The 17,905-nt window shown below is 70.5% G+C and carries 15 protein-coding genes; 5 read left to right on the forward strand and 10 right to left on the reverse strand.

Annotated elements, in window-relative coordinates; translation table 11 throughout:
* Window positions 1–87: 87 nt before the first annotated feature.
* Entirely contained in the window at window positions 88–2,313 is a 2,226-nt protein-coding gene (locus tag KW843_RS13705; RefSeq protein WP_218295680.1) for a PhoX family phosphatase, read from the reverse strand.
* Between the two features lie 312 nt (window positions 2,314–2,625).
* On the opposite strand from KW843_RS13705, the gene KW843_RS13710 reads away from it, so the two are divergent.
* The 4 genes from KW843_RS13710 (at window position 2,626) to KW843_RS13725 (ending at window position 7,709) form a co-directional block, all read left to right on the forward strand.
* Window positions 2,626–3,846, forward strand: coding sequence for an imelysin family protein (locus KW843_RS13710; RefSeq protein WP_218295681.1), 1,221 nt, complete (start codon window positions 2,626–2,628; stop codon window positions 3,844–3,846).
* A gap of 2 nt (window positions 3,847–3,848) precedes the next feature.
* A complete protein-coding gene (locus KW843_RS13715; RefSeq protein WP_218295682.1) occupies window positions 3,849–5,339 on the forward strand; it encodes a di-heme oxidoredictase family protein in 1,491 nt (496 codons plus the stop codon).
* Between the two features lie 80 nt (window positions 5,340–5,419).
* The gene (locus KW843_RS13720) at window positions 5,420–6,538 is read left to right on the forward strand and encodes an imelysin family protein (RefSeq protein WP_218295683.1); all 1,119 of its coding nucleotides are present in this window, start codon (window positions 5,420–5,422) and stop codon (window positions 6,536–6,538) included.
* Window positions 6,522–7,709 carry a DUF1513 domain-containing protein gene (locus KW843_RS13725; protein WP_218295684.1) on the forward strand — a complete coding sequence of 396 codons (1,188 nt, stop codon included), beginning with the start codon at window positions 6,522–6,524 and terminating at the stop codon, window positions 7,707–7,709. The genes KW843_RS13720 and KW843_RS13725 overlap by 17 nt, the downstream gene beginning before the upstream one ends.
* Before the next feature lie 51 nt (window positions 7,710–7,760).
* Here KW843_RS13725 and KW843_RS13730 read toward each other — a convergent pair whose 3' ends face one another.
* Window positions 7,761–8,672, reverse strand: coding sequence for an AraC family transcriptional regulator (locus KW843_RS13730; protein ID WP_218295685.1), 912 nt, complete (start codon window positions 8,670–8,672; stop codon window positions 7,761–7,763).
* Between the two features lie 107 nt (window positions 8,673–8,779).
* Here KW843_RS13730 and KW843_RS13735 point away from each other — a divergent pair, with 107 nt between their 5' ends.
* Window positions 8,780–9,544, forward strand: coding sequence for an SDR family oxidoreductase (locus KW843_RS13735; protein ID WP_218295686.1), 765 nt, complete (start codon window positions 8,780–8,782; stop codon window positions 9,542–9,544).
* A gap of 46 nt (window positions 9,545–9,590) precedes the next feature.
* Here KW843_RS13735 and KW843_RS13740 read toward each other — a convergent pair whose 3' ends face one another.
* The 8 genes from KW843_RS13740 to KW843_RS13775 form a co-directional block, all read right to left on the reverse strand.
* Window positions 9,591–9,842, reverse strand: a complete 252-nt coding sequence (locus KW843_RS13740) for a zinc ribbon domain-containing protein (RefSeq protein ID WP_218295687.1) — start codon at window positions 9,840–9,842, stop codon at window positions 9,591–9,593.
* A 3-nt stretch (window positions 9,843–9,845) separates the two neighbouring features.
* On the reverse strand, window positions 9,846–10,568 hold the full coding sequence (locus KW843_RS13745; RefSeq protein WP_218295688.1) for an OmpA family protein: 723 nt from the start codon (window positions 10,566–10,568) through the stop codon (window positions 9,846–9,848).
* A complete protein-coding gene (locus KW843_RS13750; RefSeq protein WP_218295689.1) occupies window positions 10,568–11,167 on the reverse strand; it encodes a hypothetical protein in 600 nt (199 codons plus the stop codon). Before KW843_RS13750 ends, KW843_RS13745 begins: the two co-directional genes overlap by 1 nt.
* A gap of 98 nt (window positions 11,168–11,265) precedes the next feature.
* Entirely contained in the window at window positions 11,266–11,709 is a 444-nt protein-coding gene (locus tag KW843_RS13755) for a hypothetical protein (protein WP_218295690.1), read from the reverse strand.
* A 17-nt stretch (window positions 11,710–11,726) separates the two neighbouring features.
* Window positions 11,727–12,533 (reverse strand): sel1 repeat family protein, encoded by an 807-nt coding sequence (locus tag KW843_RS13760; protein ID WP_255594733.1) that lies wholly within the window; start codon window positions 12,531–12,533, stop codon window positions 11,727–11,729.
* Window positions 12,530–13,690, reverse strand: a complete 1,161-nt coding sequence (locus tag KW843_RS13765) for a CsgG/HfaB family protein (protein ID WP_255594734.1) — start codon at window positions 13,688–13,690, stop codon at window positions 12,530–12,532. Before KW843_RS13765 ends, KW843_RS13760 begins: the two co-directional genes overlap by 4 nt.
* Before the next feature lie 71 nt (window positions 13,691–13,761).
* Window positions 13,762–14,220 carry a hypothetical protein gene (locus KW843_RS13770; protein ID WP_218295691.1) on the reverse strand — a complete coding sequence of 153 codons (459 nt, stop codon included), beginning with the start codon at window positions 14,218–14,220 and terminating at the stop codon, window positions 13,762–13,764.
* Between the two features lie 64 nt (window positions 14,221–14,284).
* On the reverse strand, window positions 14,285–17,863 hold the full coding sequence (locus tag KW843_RS13775; RefSeq protein WP_370628497.1) for a beta strand repeat-containing protein: 3,579 nt from the start codon (window positions 17,861–17,863) through the stop codon (window positions 14,285–14,287).
* Window positions 17,864–17,905: the final 42 nt, after the last annotated feature.

Raw genomic sequence — 17,905 nt, forward strand, 5'->3', positions numbered from 1 at the left:
ACAAAAAGGCCGGCCCCCCTGGGCCGGCCTGCAAGCAACCAATCCATCAAGGAAGGTGAGAGGCCCATTCCCTCTCACCCCGCCCCGTCAGGTGCCCACGTTGCCGCCGTCGTTCTTCGTGATCACGATGGTGGCCGAGCGAGGGCGCTTGCCCGCGCCGTAGCCGGCGTTGGCGGGCCACTGGCTCTGGAACTTGGCGGGGTCGCCCAGGTTGGCCATGCCGGTGGACTCGCCCGGGTGCTGGATGTTCACGAAGATCGTCTTGCCGTCCGGCGTTTCGGCCAGGCCCGTGATCTCGCAGCCCTTGGGGCCGACCAGGAAGCGCTTGAGCGTGTCGGCCGTGGCGGCCTTGCCCACGGGCGAGACGATGTCGAACTTGCTGCCATCCGCCTTGGTGTAGGTCAGCGTCTTCTTGCCGCCATCGCCCACCTGGCCGGGCACGGCCGCCAGCATCATGCAGTTGCTCGCATCGGTGTAGGCGCCGTCATCGGTCTGGATCCAGCAGATGCCCGTGGCCTTGCTGAAGGCCAGGCCATCGGGGCTGGAGAAGTCCTGGTCGTCCGTCAGGGCCGAGATGTTGATCAGCGTCTTGTCGGCACTGGCTTCCGCGCCGAACAGGTACACGTCCCAGGTGAAGGCCGACACGGACGCACCTTCCTTCAGGCGCACCATGTGGCCGTTGGGGTTGCCTTCCTGCTTGGTCGTGCCCTTCATGTCGGTGTAGGCGCGGGGGTTGGCCGCGTCGGGCAGGTACTGGCCGCTGCCAGGGTTGGCGCTGCGGGCGCTGTTGTTGGTCAGCGTGAAGTACACCTCGCCGTTGGCGGGGTTCACGGCGTTCCACTCGGGGCGGTCCATCTTCGTGGCACCCACGGCGTCGGCGGCCAGGCGGGTGTTGATGACGATGTCGGCCGCGTCGGCGAACTTGTACGTGGCATAGCCGCTGATGGCGGTGTTGGTGAGCGACAGCTCCACCCAGCCGCCGGTGCCGTCGGCGTTGAACTTGGCGGCGTACAGCTTGCCGCTGTCCAGGTACTTGTCGCCGATGGCCAGGCGGTCGCTGGCATTGGCGTCAGCCGGGTTCCACGTGGCGGTGGACACGAACTTGTAGATGTACTCGCCGCGCGAGTCGTCGCCCATGTAGATGGACAGCGGCTGGCCGGCCACCACCTTGCCGAAGGCCGCGCTCTCGTGCGCGAAGCGGCCCAGGCCGGTGCGCTTCTTGGCCATGCGGGTCTTGTCGTAGGCGTCGATCTCGACGATGTAGCCCATGCCGTTCATCTCGTTGCGGTAGTCGTCCGTGCCGTCCACCGACGTGCCGGTCTTGCTGTTGTTCCAGCGCTGGTACTTGTCGTCGGTGCCGCCGCTTTCCCAGCCGTGGCGCGATGCGGCGCCCTGGTTGCGGCCATAGCGCTTGAGGGCCGTCACGCTCTTGTCGTTGCCGCGCGCGGCGTCGTCGGCGGCGCCACGCGTGAAGTAGCCGAACCAGTTTTCCTCCCCGGTCAGGAAGGTACCCCAGGGCGTCTTGCCCGTGCCGCAATTGTTCAGCGTGCCGCGCGTGGTGGTGCCGGTGGGCGAGAACTTGGTGAACAGCTGCGCGCTGCCGCGGGCCGGGCCCGAGATCTCGACGGGGCTGAGCGACGTGAGGCGGAAATTCAGCGCGGAGTTCTGCGCGTAGGCCCACTTGCCGCCGGACTTGGCCACTTCGATCACGGCGATGCCGTGGATGGCCGTTTCCTTGTCGATTTCCGCCGCGGGGCGGGGCAAGGTGGTGGTGCCGCCATTGGCGTGCAGGAAGTACGAGGACAGCTTCTCGTCGGTGGTGGCTTCGTGGTTGATGGCCAGCAGGCCGCGCTCGGTGGCGTTGTCGCTGCGCTTGCCGTCGGCGCCCAGGCCGAACCATTCCATGCCGTCATGGTGGTCGCCGGCGCGCTTGTCGAAGTCGCCGTCGGTGCCGTCGTTCTTGTACGCGGACACGCCCGCGGCAATGGGGTCCCCCAGCGCGAAGATCACGCTGGCGGTGTAGCCCGCGGGCACGGCCACCACGTCGGCCAGGCTCTTGGACACGGCGCCGAAGCCCAGCAGCTTGGGGCCGGCGGGGGGAGGCGTCACCACGGGGTCGTCGCTGCCGCCACAGGCACTCACGCCGAACCCGGCCAGCACGGTGGTGCCGACGGAGCCCACGCCGCCGCGCAGCAGGCCACGGCGCGACAGGCGGGCGCCCAGCACCGCGTCGAACGTGGGGTTGGCGGAGGTGTTGGCGTTTTCGTTGTTGAAGTCGATGGCCTGCTCGGGCGTATCCACGCGGTGGGTCATGGGGGTTCCTCGGGTTGTTGGTTACAAAACCCCTGGAGCGTAGAAACCGCGGGTGACATCCCCGTGAAGGTTTTGCGTCGGTTTGATGACAGGCGTTCCCGGCCAGGACCCAGGGAATTCGGCAAATACGAATCACTACCATTTGTATAATCCCTTCTCACCCCCGCCCACCCAGCCAGTCGTCTGTGCCCACGCTCGCGCGCAGGCCCCTTCCAGCCAGTGCGGCCCCGCCATCCACACCCATCCTTCGCGGTGCCACCACCGGCCCATGGCCCCGTGCGGCAGCCCGCGTGATTCCCTGGAGACCACTGCATGACATTCCCCTCCCTGAAGACGTCCCTGCTGGGGGCTGCGTTTTTCGCGGGTAGCTTCGCCTGCGCCTACAGCACCGGCGCTGCCGCCCAGACGGCACCGGCGGCGGCCCCGCAGGCCCAGGCGAAACAGGCAGTGACGGCCCAGGCCGTGGCGGCGCACTACGCGCAGCTGGTGCATGCCAACTACAGCGACACCCTGGCCAGCGCGCAGGCATTGCGCGAGGCCGTGCAGGCATTCACCGCCAAGCCCTCGGCCGAGACCCTGGCAGACGCCCGCAAGAAGTGGCTGGCCGCGCGCGAGTTCTACGGCCAGACCGAGGCCTTCCGCTTCTACGGCGGGCCCATCGACAACGACAACGGGCCTGAGGGCCGCATCAACGCCTGGCCCATGGACGAATCGTTCGTCGACAGCGTGCAGGGCAAGCCCAACGCGGGCCTCGTGAACAACCGCAAGTTCGCCATCAACAAGAAGAACCTGTCTGCGCAGAACGAGCGCGGCGGCGAGGAGAACATCGCCACCGGCTGGCATGCCATCGAGTTCTTCCTGTGGGGCCAGGACCTGTCCGAGACCGGCCCGGGCGACCGCAACTTCGAGGACTTCGTGGACGGCAAGGCCCCCAACGCCGACCGCCGCCGTCAGTACCTGACCGTGGTGACCGACCTGCTCATCGACGACCTCACCTCGCTGGTGAAGGCCTGGGCGCCCGACGCCAAGAACAACTACCGCGCCCGCTTCGCGCGCGGCGGCCAGGAGTCCGTGCGCAAGATGCTGGTGGGCCTGGGCTCGCTCTCGCGCGGCGAGCTGGCCGGCGAACGCCTGGAAGTGGCCCTGAACAGCCAGGACCAGGAAGACGAGCACTCGTGCTTCTCTGACAACACCCACCGCGACGCGGTGACCAACGCCAAGGGCATCCAGAACGTGTGGCTGGGCGAGTACCAGCGCGCCGACGGCAGCGTGGTCAAGGGCGCATCGCTGCGCGACCTGGTGGCCGCCAAGGACGCGGCGCTGGCCGACAAGACCACCAAGCAGATCGCGGCCTCGGTGGCTGCCGCCGAAGGCATCCAGGCACCGTTCGACCGCGAGATCATCGGCGGCAAGGACGCACCGGGCCGCCAGCGCATCCAGAAGACCATCGACAGCCTCACGCAGCAAAGCAAGGACCTCGTCGCCGCGGCCAACGCGATCGGCATCACCAAGCTGACCCTGGTCCAGCCCTGAGCATGAAGCCTGCGCAAGCCATTGCCCGCCGGCGCACCGTGCGCCTGGCGGCAGCCAGCACCGCCATCGTCGCACTCGCCAGCTTCGGCGGCTTGGGCCTGCAGTCGCTGACGGCGGCGCCCCGGCCCGACCCGCTGGGCGAAAAAACCGGCGGCGAGACCACGGTGTTCGCCACCGGGCGCAATGCCTTCTCGTTCCCGGCCGCCAACCTGACCGATGAAGAGCGCACGCGCTTCGTCATCGGCAACTCGTTCTTCCGGCGCAACTGGGTGGAAGCGCCCGCGTCCACCAAGGCGCGCGACGGGCTGGGCCCGCACTTCATCGCGCGCTCGTGCGGCGGCTGCCACGTGCAGGACGGCCGGGGCGAACCGCCAGCGATCTTCAACCGCCTGGGCGAAACGAAGGACCCCACGGTGGCCCTGCTGATCCGCCTGTCCATCCCCGGCACCGACGTGCACGGCGGGCCGGTGCACGACCCGGTGTACGGCGACCAGTTCAACAACGCGGCCATCCAGGGCGTCAAGCCCGAAGGCCGCGTGACCCTGCGCTACGACACCATCAAGGGCCGATTCGCCGACGGCACGCCCTACACGCTGCAAAAGCCCATCTACGGCTTTGCCGCCCTGGGCTACGGCCCCCTGCACAAGGACGTGATGACCAGCCCGCGCATCGCGCCGCAGATCATCGGCGTGGGCCTGCTCGAAGCCATCGCCGAGGCCGACATCCTGGCCAACGCCGCCGATCAGGCCGCCGCCCCCGGCCCCATCAAGGGCGTGCCCAACAAGGTGTGGGACGGCCCCGCCGGCCGCACGATGGTCGGGCGCTTCGGCTGGAAGGCCAACGTGGCCACCATCGCGCACCAGACGGGCGGCGCCTTCCTGGGCGACATGGGCATCACCTCGCGCCACTTCGCGCAAGAGGCCTGCACACCCGCGCAGAAGGACTGCCTGGACGCACCCAGCGGCAAGAGCGGTGGCGACCAAGGCCAGCCCGGCGTGGAGATCGACGACAAGACCCTGGCCGACGTGATCTTCTACCAGGCCACGCTGGCCCCGCCCGCGCGCCGCAACATCAACGATGCGCAGGTGCTGCGCGGCCAGGCATTGTTCTCGCAGGCCCAGTGCGCCACCTGCCACCGCCCGAGCTACGTCACCAAGGAGGGGCCCTTCCCCCAGCTGACGAGCAAGGCACTGAACGGCCAGCGCATTGCGCCCTACACCGACCTGCTGCTGCACGACATGGGCGAGCGCCTGGCCGACGGCCGGCCCGACTTTGGCGCCAACGGCCGCCAGTGGAAGACCCCGGCGCTGTGGGGCACGGGCCTGATCAAGGACGTGAGCGGCCACACCCGCCTGCTGCACGACGGCCGTGCGCGCGGCGTGCTCGAAGCCGTGCTGTGGCACGGCGGCGAGGCCGAGGAGGCCAAGAACCAGGTGCTCAGGATGAAGAAAGCCGACCGTGACGCGCTCGTGAAATTCGTGGAGTCGCTATGAGAATTTACCCCCACGCTCCCCACTCCGTGTGGTCGCTGCCTCCCGAGGGGGCCGCGTTTTCATCTTGGGGCGGCCCGGCAATGAAAACATCCCTCCTTGCAGCCGCCCTGCTGCTGGCCACCCTGCCCCCTCTCACAGCGCAGGCACAGTCTGCGGCGCCCACTGCACCCCCCATCCCAGCCTGGCAGCGCAACGCCGTGCCGTTCTACGACACGGTGCACGCCCTGCAAGGCATCTACGGCCACTGGGCCCTGCCACGCGCACAGGACTTCGACCGCGATGCCCGCGCCCTGGTGCCCGCCGTGGCGGCGCTGTGCCAGGCGTCGGCGGCAGACGGCAAGGCCGCGCTCGACTCCGCACGCGCCGCCTGGCAGGCCACGGCCCGCGCGTGGGAGCAGCTCGCCGCCGTGTCCGTGGGCCCCGTCATCGCACGCCGCAGCCAGCGCGCCATCGACTTCACGCCCACGCGCCCCGCGCTGATCGACAAAGCCATCGCTGCCCAGCCTCAGGGCGCCAAGGCCTTCGAGCGCATCGGCACGCCCGCCAAGGGCCTGCCCGCGCTGGAATGGCTGCTGTGGACGCGCCCGGCCCAGCCCGGCAGCCCCGCCTGCGGCTACGCGCACGAAGTGGCCCAGGATGTGGCGCGGGAATCCGCCGCACTGGCCAAGGCCTATGCCGATGCGGCGGCCACCGACTGGGGCGCCGAGGACGAGCAGGAGGCGTCCACCCAGGCCATCGGCGAATTCGTGAACCAGTGGGTGGGTGGCATCGAACGCCTGCGCTGGGCACAGATGGACAAGCCGCTGCGCGCCGCCGGATCGGGATCCGGCGCCCGCACGCCCGACTACCCCCGCACCGCCAGCGGCACCACGCTGGCGGCCTGGGCGGCCACCTGGGGAGGCCTGCGCAGCCTGACCACCCTGCCCGCCAGCGCCGACATCCCCGCCGCTGGCGAGGCCCTGGTGCCGCTCGAGATGTACCTGCGCGGCAAGGGCCTGAACCCGCTGGCCGACAAGCTGCGCCAGGCCACCAGCAAGGTCGATGCGTCGATGGCCCAGGTGCAGAAGTCCGGCCTGCAGAACAAGGCGGCCATCCAGCAGACCGCCAGGGACCTGGCGGCGCTGAAGTTCCTGGCCGAGTCCGAAGTGGCGCCCGCGCTGCAGGTGAGCATTGGATTCTCGGATGCAGACGGCGACTGATCTTCTGCACCGCCGGCACGCGCTGGCCCTGCTCGGGGGCCTCGGTGCCTGCGTGATTGCGCCAGGTGCCGTCTTCGCCAAACCCGGTGACCGCGTGCACCTGGCTGCCGCGTGGGAGCGCCAGGGCCGTTTCTACATCGGCCTGCTGTCCACATCTGAAGGAGCCGGGCAGGCACTGCAGGTCCACGCATCGCTGGACGTGCCCACGCGCGCCCACGGCCTGTGCGTGCTGCCTGACGGCTCCGTGCTGGCCACCGCCCGCCGGCCCGGCGACTGGCTGGTGCGCTGGCAGCCGGACAAAGACAGCGAGCCCCAGTGGCTGTGGCAAGACGGCGAGCGCTCCTTCAACGGCCACGTGCTCGCCAGCGCCGATGGCCAGCGGCTGTACACCACCGAGACCGACGCCGAGACCGGCGCGAGCTTGATCGTGGCGCGCGACGCCCACACGCTCGCGAAAACCGCCGAATGGCCTACCCACGGCATCGACGCGCATGAATTGCTCTGGGACACGCAGGGCGGCAAGAGCAAGGGCCAAGGCAGCGCCGCCCCCACGCTGATCGTCGCCAACGGCGGCGTGCCCACCGCGCCAGAAACAGGCCGCGTCAAGCGCGACCTGGGCACCATGGACTCATCGCTCGTGCGGCTCGACGCCCGCACGGGCCGGCTGCTGGGCCAATGGCGCCTGCAGGACCCCCGCCTGAGCCTGCGCCACCTGGCATGGAGCCCCGATGGAACCACGCTGGGCATCGCGCTGCAGGCCGAGCACGACGACGCAGCCGCCAAGGACGCCGCCCCGGTGCTGGCCCTGTTCGACGGCACGGCGCTGCGCGTGGTGGCTGCACCCCAGGCCATCGCCCAGGGCATCCACGGCTACGGCGGCAGCATGGCCGCCACGCCCGCCGGCTGGGCCGTGAGCTGCCCCCGCGCCCACGGCATTGCCACGTTTTCATTGCAGGGCGAGTGGCAGGGCCTGGTGCCCCTGCCCGAGGCCTGCCCCCTGGCGGTGCAAGGCGGCGTGCTGTGGGCAGGCGGCCTGGGCGCCAGCCTGCAGAGCGCGCAGGTCGCCGCGCCCCTGCGCCACCCGCATGGCCGGGGCTTGCAGGATGTGCGGCTGGACAACCACTGGGTGCTGGCGCAGAAAATTGGAATGAAAAGTGCCCCCAGCGCTTGATGGACAAGCGCAATCAGCTATATAAAACATAGCAACCAGCGCGCAGGCCTGCTACTGCTGCTGGCGCGCGTAGCGGCCGGGCGCCAGCCCGACATGGCGGCTGAACGCCGTGCTGAACGTGCTGGCCGAGCTGTAGCCCACGCGTTCCGCGACCTCATGAAGCCCCACGCCGCCACCGCTGCGCAGCAGGTTCTTGGCCAGCGCCATGCGCCAGGCGAGCAGGTATTCCATGGGCGGCACCCCCACGGCGCGCAGGAAGCGCTCGAAAAAAGTGGACCGTGACAACGCCGCCTCCCGGGCCAGCGCGTCCACCGTCCATGACCGCTCCGGGGCGCTGTGCATCAGGCGCAGGCCCACCGCCACGCGGGCGTCCGCCAGCCCACGCAGCAGCCCGGGGGGCGCACCATCGCGGTTGCTCGATCGCAGGGCCTCGATCAGCAGCACCTCCACCAGGCGGTCCAGCACCAGTTCACGGCCCGGCAGCGCGGCCAGGCACTCTTGCCGCACCAATTGCACCAGGGTCGGCAGCCGCTCCACGCCGCGCACGTGCAGCATGTCCGGCAGCAGCGACACCAGCAACGCGGCGTCGGGGGAGTCGAACTCGAAGTAGCCGCCCAGCATGCGCATGTCCGGCGGGCCGTCGGGCGTGCCATGGCGCAGCCCATGCTCGCCGTCTGGCGCGGGCATGCGGTGGGGGTCCATGAACACCGGCGCCGCCGGTTGCTCCATGCCCGACAAGGTGAACCCCGGTGTCGCCGGCAGAAGCACGAAGTCGCCCGCTTCCAGCGCCACGGGCTCTTGCCCCGCGAGGGCGAGCACGCACTGTCCCTCCAGCATGGTGCAAAAGCTCGGGCTGCCGAACTCGCCATAGCGCACGGCCCAGGGCCCCGCGCCGCTGATCAGCTTGGAGAAAACGGCGCGCGGCCGCAGCAGAGCGATGACCTGCGCGAGGGGATCGACCACGGTCGGACTCCTGCAAAAGAAAATCAGACTTTATATTGTATTTAATCCGGTTCCGGCCATATATCGTTGCACCACTTTCCATCGCAACCCATCCACGGAGTTTCACCATGAAGACCATCCTGATCACCGGCTGCTCGTCCGGCTACGGCCTTGCCACCGCCCGCCACTTCCACGCCCAGGGCTGGAACGTGATCGCCAGCATGCGCACCCCGCGCACCGACCTGCTGCCGCCATCGGACCGCCTGCGCATCCTGCCGCTGGACGTGACCCGGTCCGACAGCATCGCCCAGGCGCTGCAGGCCGCAGGCCCCATCGACGTGCTGGTGAACAACGCGGGCCTGGGCCTGTTCGGCGCCTTCGAGGCCACGCCCATGGCCACAGTGCGCGACATCTTCGACACCAACACCTTCGGCACCATGGCGGTGACCCAGGCCGTGCTGCCGCAGATGCGCGACCGGCGCGCGGGCCTGGTGGTCAACGTCACGTCCAGCGCCACCCTGGCACCCATGCCGCTCGTGGCCGCCTACACCGCCAGCAAGACCGCCATCGAGGGGTTCACCGCCTCGCTGGCCTTCGAGCTGGAGGCCTTTGGCGTCCGCGTGAAACTCGTGGAGCCCGGCTATGCGCCCACCACGCAGTTCACCGCCAATGGCGCCGAGCGCATGCAGGGGCTGATCCCTCCCGCCTATGCGCCCTGCGCCCAGTCCGTCTTCGCCGCCCTGGGCCAGCCCGCGGCCGTGACGACCGAGCAGGATGTGGCCGAGGCCGTGTGGGCGGCGGTGAACGATGCGTCAGCGCGGCTGCGCTATGCGGCGGGCGCGGATGCGGTGGCGCTGGCGGGCGCCCATGGCGCAGGCACCTTGGCGCATTGATGCGCCCCGTGGACTCGCAAGCGCGAACCCTCCGGGACGCGCAAGGTCACCGCCCGGTGAACATGAAATACGCCAGCACGCACACCGCCAGCGCCACGATGAGCCTGGCAATCCAGGGGGTGACCAGCCACGCGCCCAGGGCCAAGGCCACACGACCCCACACATGCGGCGACTGCAGCGCGTTTTGGGGTTCCGCGGGCGAAGCGCCCTGGGCCTGCAGGGGGTAGCCGCAGGACGGGCAGGCGGGCGCCTTCGACGAGACTTCACGCCCGCATTCCGGGCAACGCACAAGGGCCATGGTCTACCTGCCTTCCCGGAGCGGCACGCCGATGAGGATCTGGACGCGCCGGTTGAGCTGCCGGCCCTGCGGGTCGTCCCGGCCGTCCGGCGTGGTGTTGGGCGCCACGGGCTGGCGCTTGCCCTGGCCCTGCACAGCGGCCTGCCGGCCCGTCTGGCGGTGCAGTGCACGCGCCACGGCCTCGGCGCGGCGCAGCGACAGGCTGTCGTTGTAGGCGTCGGTGCCTTTGCCATCGGTGTGGCCCACCACCGTGAGCGGCGCCGCCGCATAGCTCTTGATGAGTTCCGCCGCCTTGTCCAGCGAGGACGCCGCGTCCGCGCGCAGGTCGGATTTGTCGAAATCGAACAGCACGTCCGCCGGCAGGTCGATGGAGATGGCCTGCTCGGGCGTGGGCCGGGCCTTGAGCTCCGCCAGCAGGGCGCGCGTCTGCTCCAGCCGCTCCCTGGGCACCTCGGCCTCGCGCAGGATCGTTTGCGGCCCTGCGCTGCGCTGCAGCGTGGTGTCCTGCCGCCGTCCCACCAGCCCGCCCGCGGGCTCCTGCGCGCGCAGCGTGGTCGATGGCGCGCCCGATGCGGGCACCAGCCGCGTGGGCACGGCGCCCAGCGCCCGGCCGCTGCGCACGACCTCCAGCGCATGTGCCGGCCCGCAAGCCGCCAGCGCTATCAGCAGGGCGCAGGCCGGCGCGACGGCGTGCGCCCCGGCGGCCGCCAAGCCCGGATGCCGCATCAGCCGCCCTGCAGCGGCAGGTCGACGACCAGCCCCGGCGCCACGATGTTGTCGCCCTGGTTGCCATCGTTGAACACGAGCTTGAGCTTGCGCGCCGACGGCGCCACGGCGCCCATGAACACGAGCTGGCCGTCCAGCGTCTCGCCCTCGCGGATGGTGATGTCACGGTTGTTGTCGGGCCGCTTGATGTGCAGGCGGGCACCGCTCTCATCCTGCAGGTAGGTGTCGGCCAGGGCCAGCATGGTGGTGTCGGTGATGCGGTTGGCGAACGAGATGCTCACGTCGAGCACCGTCGCGTCCGCGCCGATCTCGACCGCCTTGACGCGCACCGTGACGCCCGCGGCGGCCACGCCCTGGATGGACATGGGGACCTTCTTGGGCGTGGCGGCGGCTGGCACGGCCGCCGGTGCCGGTGCTGGCGCTGCCTGGGTTGCAGGTGCAGTGGGTGCGGGGCCCGCGGCGGGCACGGGCGCGGTCGCCGCAGCCACCTGCGGCTCCGGCGCGCGCTCCTTGCACGCTGCCAGCACGACGGCGGCAGCGGCCACGGCCAGGGCCGCCCCCCTGCGCAATGGCGTCCACACGGGAGTCGTTGAATTCATGGTGTCTGGTGCTCCTGGTTCATCAATCACTGTCCATGGTGGTTGCCGTGGCGCGGTTTGCGAGGGGGCCTGCGGAACGGCGGGTCGGGCGCCACGCATCAGCGAATGCGGATGCTGTTGGTCTGGCCCGCCGCCGCCCCCGCCTTCGGGGGCTGCGGGCAATCGCCGGTGCGCACGTCATTCGCATTGCGGCCCTGCACGATGACCGTGCGGCCCTCCAGGCGCGCGCCCGATACGTCCACGCTGTTGACGGAGGCCGAGCCATCCGAGGCGCAACGTGTGCCGGACGCGGTATTGCCCGAGACCTCGATGCGGTTGCCCGCGCCCACGCCGCTGGCAGCGCTGGTGGCAGGTTGCACTGGCGCGGCAGGCCGTGGCACGGGGTTCGCGCGGCCCTGGCGAGGCGGGTCCAGCGGCCCGGCGCGCTCGGGCCCGATGGGCCCCACGGGGCCGACCGGACCCACGGGCCCCACCGGGCCTGCGGCCCGGACCGTGGCACACGCCAGCAGCAACAGCAGCGCGAACAATGATGTGCCGTTCATGGTGGGAAAACCTCGCATCAGGGCGGTGCCTTTCCGGGCGTTCCAGGCAAGCTGCCCCCAGGCACCGCAGCCGGAGCCGGCGCACCCGAGGCCGGGCGGGGCACGGCCGACATGCCCGGCAGGACCGAACCCGGCCGAACGGCCCCCGCCGCCGCGGGCCGCGGGTCACCGCCTTTGTCGGAGCCCTCCCCCGCAGCCTGCCGCTGGATGCGCGCCTCCAGTTCCGACGCGAAGCGCTCGGCCAGGGCCACTTCTTCCACGGCCATTTCCGCGCCCAGTTCGTTGATCACCGACACCACATTGCGGTGGGTGCCGGTGTCGGGCTGGCTCATGCGCTCCAGCAGGCGTGCATAGCCCAGGGCCCGCACGTTGTCCTTGGGAACGCCCTGGCCCTTGCGGTTCATCTCAGTCAGGCGCTGCATCGCGCGCGGATCGCCGCGCACGGCGGCCAGCAGGTACCAGCGGTAGGCCTGGCCCATGTCGCCCAGGCCGGACCGGGGGTTCTGGTACGCATCGCCCACGAACGAAAGCAGCTGCGGGTTCTGCGTGTTCAGGGCTTCGCGCTTCAGGCGCTCGAGCTCGTTGCGGTAGATCGGCCCCTGGCAGCCCAGCTCGGCCACGCCGCGCTCCAGCGCCTCGTTGCACGCTTCGAGGAAACGCGCACCCGCCGTGGCCCCGGGGGCCGCCGCCTGCTGTGCCGGCGTGGGCGCGGGTGCAGGCGCCGGCGGAGCGGCCGGCGGCAGCTGCGCGAAGGCGGGCGCATGCAGGGCAGCCCCCACCACCCAGGGCGCGCAGCGGTAGAACATGCGGGCGCCACGCATCATGTGCCAGCCTTCGTGCCCGCCGGGGCGCCGCCGGGGGCCGGCGCCGCACCGGCCAACGCGGGTGTCTGCGCCGTGTCCCAGGCCATGGGCACACCAAAGAACAGGGGCTCAAAACCCTGCCAGGTCATCACGTCCACGGCGCCCAGGGAGGGGTACCGCTGCGCATACACCTTCTCCAGCGCCTGCCGGGTCTCGTCGTCGTATTTCTGCGTCACCTGCAGCGGCTCGCCGTACTTGCGCAGCGTCACCTGGATCAGCCCCAGCTTGAGCTCGGGCGTCAGCCCGTTGTAGGCCGCGCGCATGTTCTCCACCACCACGGGGTCCGGCGTGCCGTTGGGAATGCAGCGCCAGTACGGCGTGTTGGTGGCCTTGCCGATCAGCTCCAGCACACTCAGGTCCACCAGCGTGCGGATGGCCGAATGGCGCCCCTGCAGGTACTTGCCTTCCAGCTTGAAGCCGAAGGCATCGCCGTAAAAGCCCAGGCTGGCGTTGTCCTCGGAGCTGAAGTTGAGCACCTTGACCACGTTGGAGGCCTGCACCTGGGGCACCATCTGCTGCGTGGAGAAACTCACGAGGTTCAGGTCCAGCGCCAGTGCCGAATAAATGGCCGTGCGCTTGATGTCGCCTCCCAGCGTGGTCTTGCCGTTGCCCTTGCCGAACTCGATGCCCGCCGAATTCACGCGCCCCGCGCCCGCGATGGCGCGGTCGAACTCCGTGAGCGCCCCCGTGATCAGGAAGTCCGGCATGGTCACGCCAAACTTGGCGCCCAGCTGGGCCTGCGACACCAGGTAGTCCGGGTGGTAGGGCACATAGACCACGCGCGCACCGATGCGGTTGACGGCCGTGCGCACCATCTCGGTGATGTCGCCGGGAATCTCCGCCCCCACGAGCGGGCTGGAGAGGTTGGTGGCATCCAGGATGCTGCGCGTCTGCATGTAGATGACGGGATCGCCTTCCTTGTAGACATCGAGCATGCGCCCGAAGCGGCCGAGCGCCAGCGCGTAGGGGCTCAGGTTGGTGACCGGCAGCAGCTTGTCGGCCTCGCGCTCCTGCAGCAGCGTATTGGCGTCCTTGAGGGCGTTTTCCGTGGATGCACAGCCAGCGAGCGTAGCCACTGCCAGCGCCAGCGCTCCCCATCGCAATGTTCTTTTCGTCATGGTTCTTTGTTGTGGTGGTGGTATCAAAAGCCCCGCTCTCCCGGGGCTGCAAGGCAGAAGGCCCGCGGCCGTCAGCGGCCGGAGTTGAGGACGGTGATGTTTTCCACGCCCTTGCCTTCCACGTACAGCGTCACGTTGCCGTTCACGTTGCCCTGGATCACGGGGCTGGCGATGCGCAGCGTGCCGTCGGGCGCGCGCTGCACATCGGAATACGTGGAACGGATCACGATGTTCTTTTGCCCGTCGGGCAGCTTCAGCGTGCCGTCCGGCTGCACCAGCGCGCTCTGGTCCACCAGCGTGTTCTGCGAGATGGCGCGGTTCACGCGGGCCTTGGCACTCACCGACGGATAGACCCCGTCGTTGAGCCGCACACCGCTTTGCGCCATGTCCTTGTAGGCGCCCAGCTGTTCGCCGTAGTTCACCAGCTGGGCCTGCGCGCCGGCGCCCATCAGCGCCAGCGCCCCTGCCCCGCACCAAAGGCCCAGGGCGCGCAGCGTGCGCCGATGGGAGTTTTCGTCCAGATTTTTCATTGCGACTCCTTCATCCACTGAAAACCAAAAACGCGCCGCTGCGCACCCGCCAGGCAGCGCCGCCCTACATGCTGAGCAGGTTCACGGCCGGCAGCACCGTGACGGACTGGTTCACCACGCCCGTGGAGGGGATGGCGTACGTGTAGCCGGGATTGGCGGCAAACGGGGTGTTGCCCGCCACGCCGACCACGCCGGTGATGGCCCCGCCCACATTGCGCACGCTGCCAGAGGTCATGCCCGCCGCGGCCGCCGACATGTTTCCGACGATGGTCACCGCGCCGGTGATCACCCCCTGGTTGACCACCGAGTTGGACACGCCGCCCACGGCCGCATGGCCCTGGTTGCCGGCGATCACGACCGTGCCCGCCATCACGCCGTGGTTCACCAGCGAGTTGACCGTGCCGCCCAGCGTGGCGCTGCCCCGGTTGCCCGCGATCAGCACCCGGCCCGAGAGCTGGCCCCGGTTGTCCACGCTGTTGACAGTGCCACCGCCCGTGGCATTGCCCTGGTTGCCGGTCACCACGACCTGCGCGCCCGCCATGCTGCCGCTGTTGTTCACACCGTTGACAAGGCCGCCGCCGCTGGCCCGGCCCGTGTTGCCCGCGATCAGGATCTGGCTGCCCTTGATGGAGCCCGATCCCGTGACGCTGTTGACCTTGCTGCTGGCACCCTGCGCACTGGCCTGGTTGCCCAGGATGGTGATGCTCGACGCCGTGATGCTCCCCCCGCCGCGCACGCTGTTGGCCAGCCCGCCGCTGGCCGACCCCGCGTTGCCGATGATGGTGATCTGGCTGCCCGAGATGCGGCCATCGCCCACCACGCTGTTGATCGCCCCGCCATCCCGCGCCGAGCCCTGGTTGCCCAGGATGGTGATGCTGCCGCCCTGCAGCGTGCCCGCGATGTCCACGCTGTTGGCCACCCCCTGCTCGCCCGAGCCCTGGTTGGCGGTCACGGTGACCGACGAGCCGGCCACGCGCCCACGGCCCTGCGTGCGCACGCTGTTGGCCAGCCCGTCCCGGCCGGCGGCGCGGGCGCTGCCCTGGTTGGCCACCACCTGCACCGCGCTGCCCTGCAGCGTCCCGTCGGCCTGCACGCTGTTGGCCAGCGCCGTGCTGCCCTGCTCGGCCTGGGTGGACACCGCCGTGTTGGCGGCCACCAGCGCCTGGACCCCGTCCACACGGCCACCGGAGCCCTGCGAAAAACTGTTGGCCGCCGCCAGGCCCTCGGTGGCGAACACACGCCCCGCCGTGTTGCCCATCAGCTGCAGGCTGGCCACGCGCATGTCCCCCAGCACCTGGATGGCGTTGGCATTGGCCTGCCCCACGCCCCTGCCAAACGCGGCAAAGCCGCCCACCGTGCCCTCGCGCCCTTCGCTGCGCACGTCGGCCGCCGTGTTGCCCGCGAGCGTCAGCGTGCTGGCCTCCACGCGGCCCTGGGCGTTGACCGACAGCGCATTGGCGTTGATGCGGCCACCGTCCGCGTTCAGCTGCCGGGCCGTATTGCCCACCACCTGCAGGGTGCTGCGGGCCAGCGCCGTGGCGCCCGAGCCATCCATGTACAGCCCGTTGGCCGCCAGCACGCCATTGGACTTGGTGCCCACGCCCAGTGCCTGCGCGCCACTGCCGGCGGCGCGGATGTCCTCGCCCGTGTTGCCCGCGATGACCACCGGGCTGCCCTGCACCCGCGCGCCACGGTAGGCCGCCAGCACATTGACCAGGGCGGTGCCTCCGGGCGCGTGCACGCCGCGCGCGGAGTTCCCGGCGATCAGCCAGAGCGAGGATGCATCCACCAGCGCATCGTCGTGCAGCACCAGGGCATTGGCGGCGGCCCGCGCGCGGCTCTCGCGCCCGGCCAGCCCCCCCGCGCCGGAGACCGAATCCGCTGCGGTGCTCATGTCGCTGGCCGTGTTGCCGCTCAGCACACCCGCCGCCGACAGGCGCGAGGGCGCGCCCGCGCCGTTTTCCAATGCAATGCTGTTGGCCAGCAGCGCGCCTCCGCGTGCCGTCAGCCGCGATGCGGTGTTGCCCGCCAGCGTCAGCGTCTGCGCATCAAGCTGCGACCCCGTGACCGCCAGCGTGTTCGCCAGCGCGGCCGACTGCTGGCTGGCCGAAAACAGAAGCCCCCCGCCCGCCTGCGCCGCATAGCCGGTGGACCGCACCCCGTCGGCGCTGTTGGCCGCCAGGGTCAGGGCGGTGTCCTGCACGCGGCCCTCGCTCACCATCAGCGTGTTGGCCGCGGCCAACCCGCCCGAGCCCGTGATGGACTGGCCGCGGTTCCCGCTGACCGTGACGGCGGCGCGCTCCAGCGTGGACTGGTGGTCCGCCACCACGGTGTTGGCCAGTGCGCGGCCGTTGCGCTCCAGGGCGCCGACGAGGCCACCGCCAATGGTGCCCGAGCCTGCGGCCGTGCGCACCTGGTCGGCCACGTTGCCCGCCAGCAGCACGGTGCCAGCCCGCACGGTCGCGTTGTCCAGCCACAGGCTGTTGGCCGCCGCCCCGCCCCCGGTCGCGACCACATCGCGCGCCTGGTTGCCGCTGAGGCGGTGCACGGGCCCCTCGGCCAGTTCGCCCCGGGTCACGGAGATGGTGTTGGCCAGGGCCGAGGCGGACACCCGCACGTCGGCCAGCGCCCCGCCGAGAATGGATCCTTCACCGCCCCAGGCCTGCACGTTGCGTGCGGTATTGCCCGAAACGCCCGCCTGGTAGCCCGCCGAACCGGCGAGCTTGTGGTCGGAAAAGCTGATGCTGTTGGCCAGGGCGCTGCCGCCCGTCGCGATGACCTGGGCCGCTTCATTGCCCGCCAGGACCAGTTGCGCGCCCTTGAGCTCACTCGACGCCAGGGTGACCGCGTTGGCCGCAGCCACCCCCGTCAGATCCACCTGGGCAATGGTGCCGCGCCCCACGCCGGCGCTGCCGCCGCCTGCGCGCACGTCCTGCGCGCGGTTGCCGGTGTGCAGGATGCGGGTGTCCTCCAGGGTGGACCGGGCCGCGGAGAGCGCATTGGCGAGCGCCGATCCGCCGATGGAGGTGACGCCACGGGCCTCGTTGCCGACCAGCGCCACCTCGGAATTGCGCACGTCGGTCGCATCCAGCAGCACGCTGTTGGCCGTGGCGCGGCCGGGCATCTGCAGCGAACCGGTGCCCAGCAGCACCTCGGACTTGGCGCCGAAGGCCGCGACGTCGGCCGCGCGGTTGCCCTGCACGATCAGGCGGCTCGCCGTGAGCTGCTTCGTACCCGTGGCGCTGGCCGCCAGCACCATGTTGGCGGTGGCGGCACCGCCCAGGGCGTGCACGAAGCCCGTCACCTGGTTGCCCAGCACCTGCACCTGGGACTGGCGCACATCCATCGCTGCCAGGCCGATGCCGTTGGCCTGCGCGGTGCCCGCCAGGTCCACGCGCATGCCGACATTGGCCAGGGCGGAGCCCTTGCCGCCGGTGGAGATCACCGGTCCCGTGGAGCGGTTGCCGAGCACCTGGATCTGGCTGCCCGCGTCCACCTGCGTGCCGGCACTGTTTTTGTGCCAGCCCACCCCGGCGAGCATGGACTCCTGCGCCTGACCGCGCAGCGGCGCCAGGGCCACGGAAAGACCGAGCAGCCAGAGCGCCGCGGCTTCATGGCGTTGCGTCTTGCGCGTTGTGTGCACTCACAGCCCCTTTTCTGGATGGACAGGATGGTCGGACGGCTT

Origin of the sequence: Acidovorax sp. sif1233 (assembly GCF_019218755.1) — a bacterium.
Classification (GTDB): domain Bacteria; phylum Pseudomonadota; class Gammaproteobacteria; order Burkholderiales; family Burkholderiaceae_C; genus Acidovorax.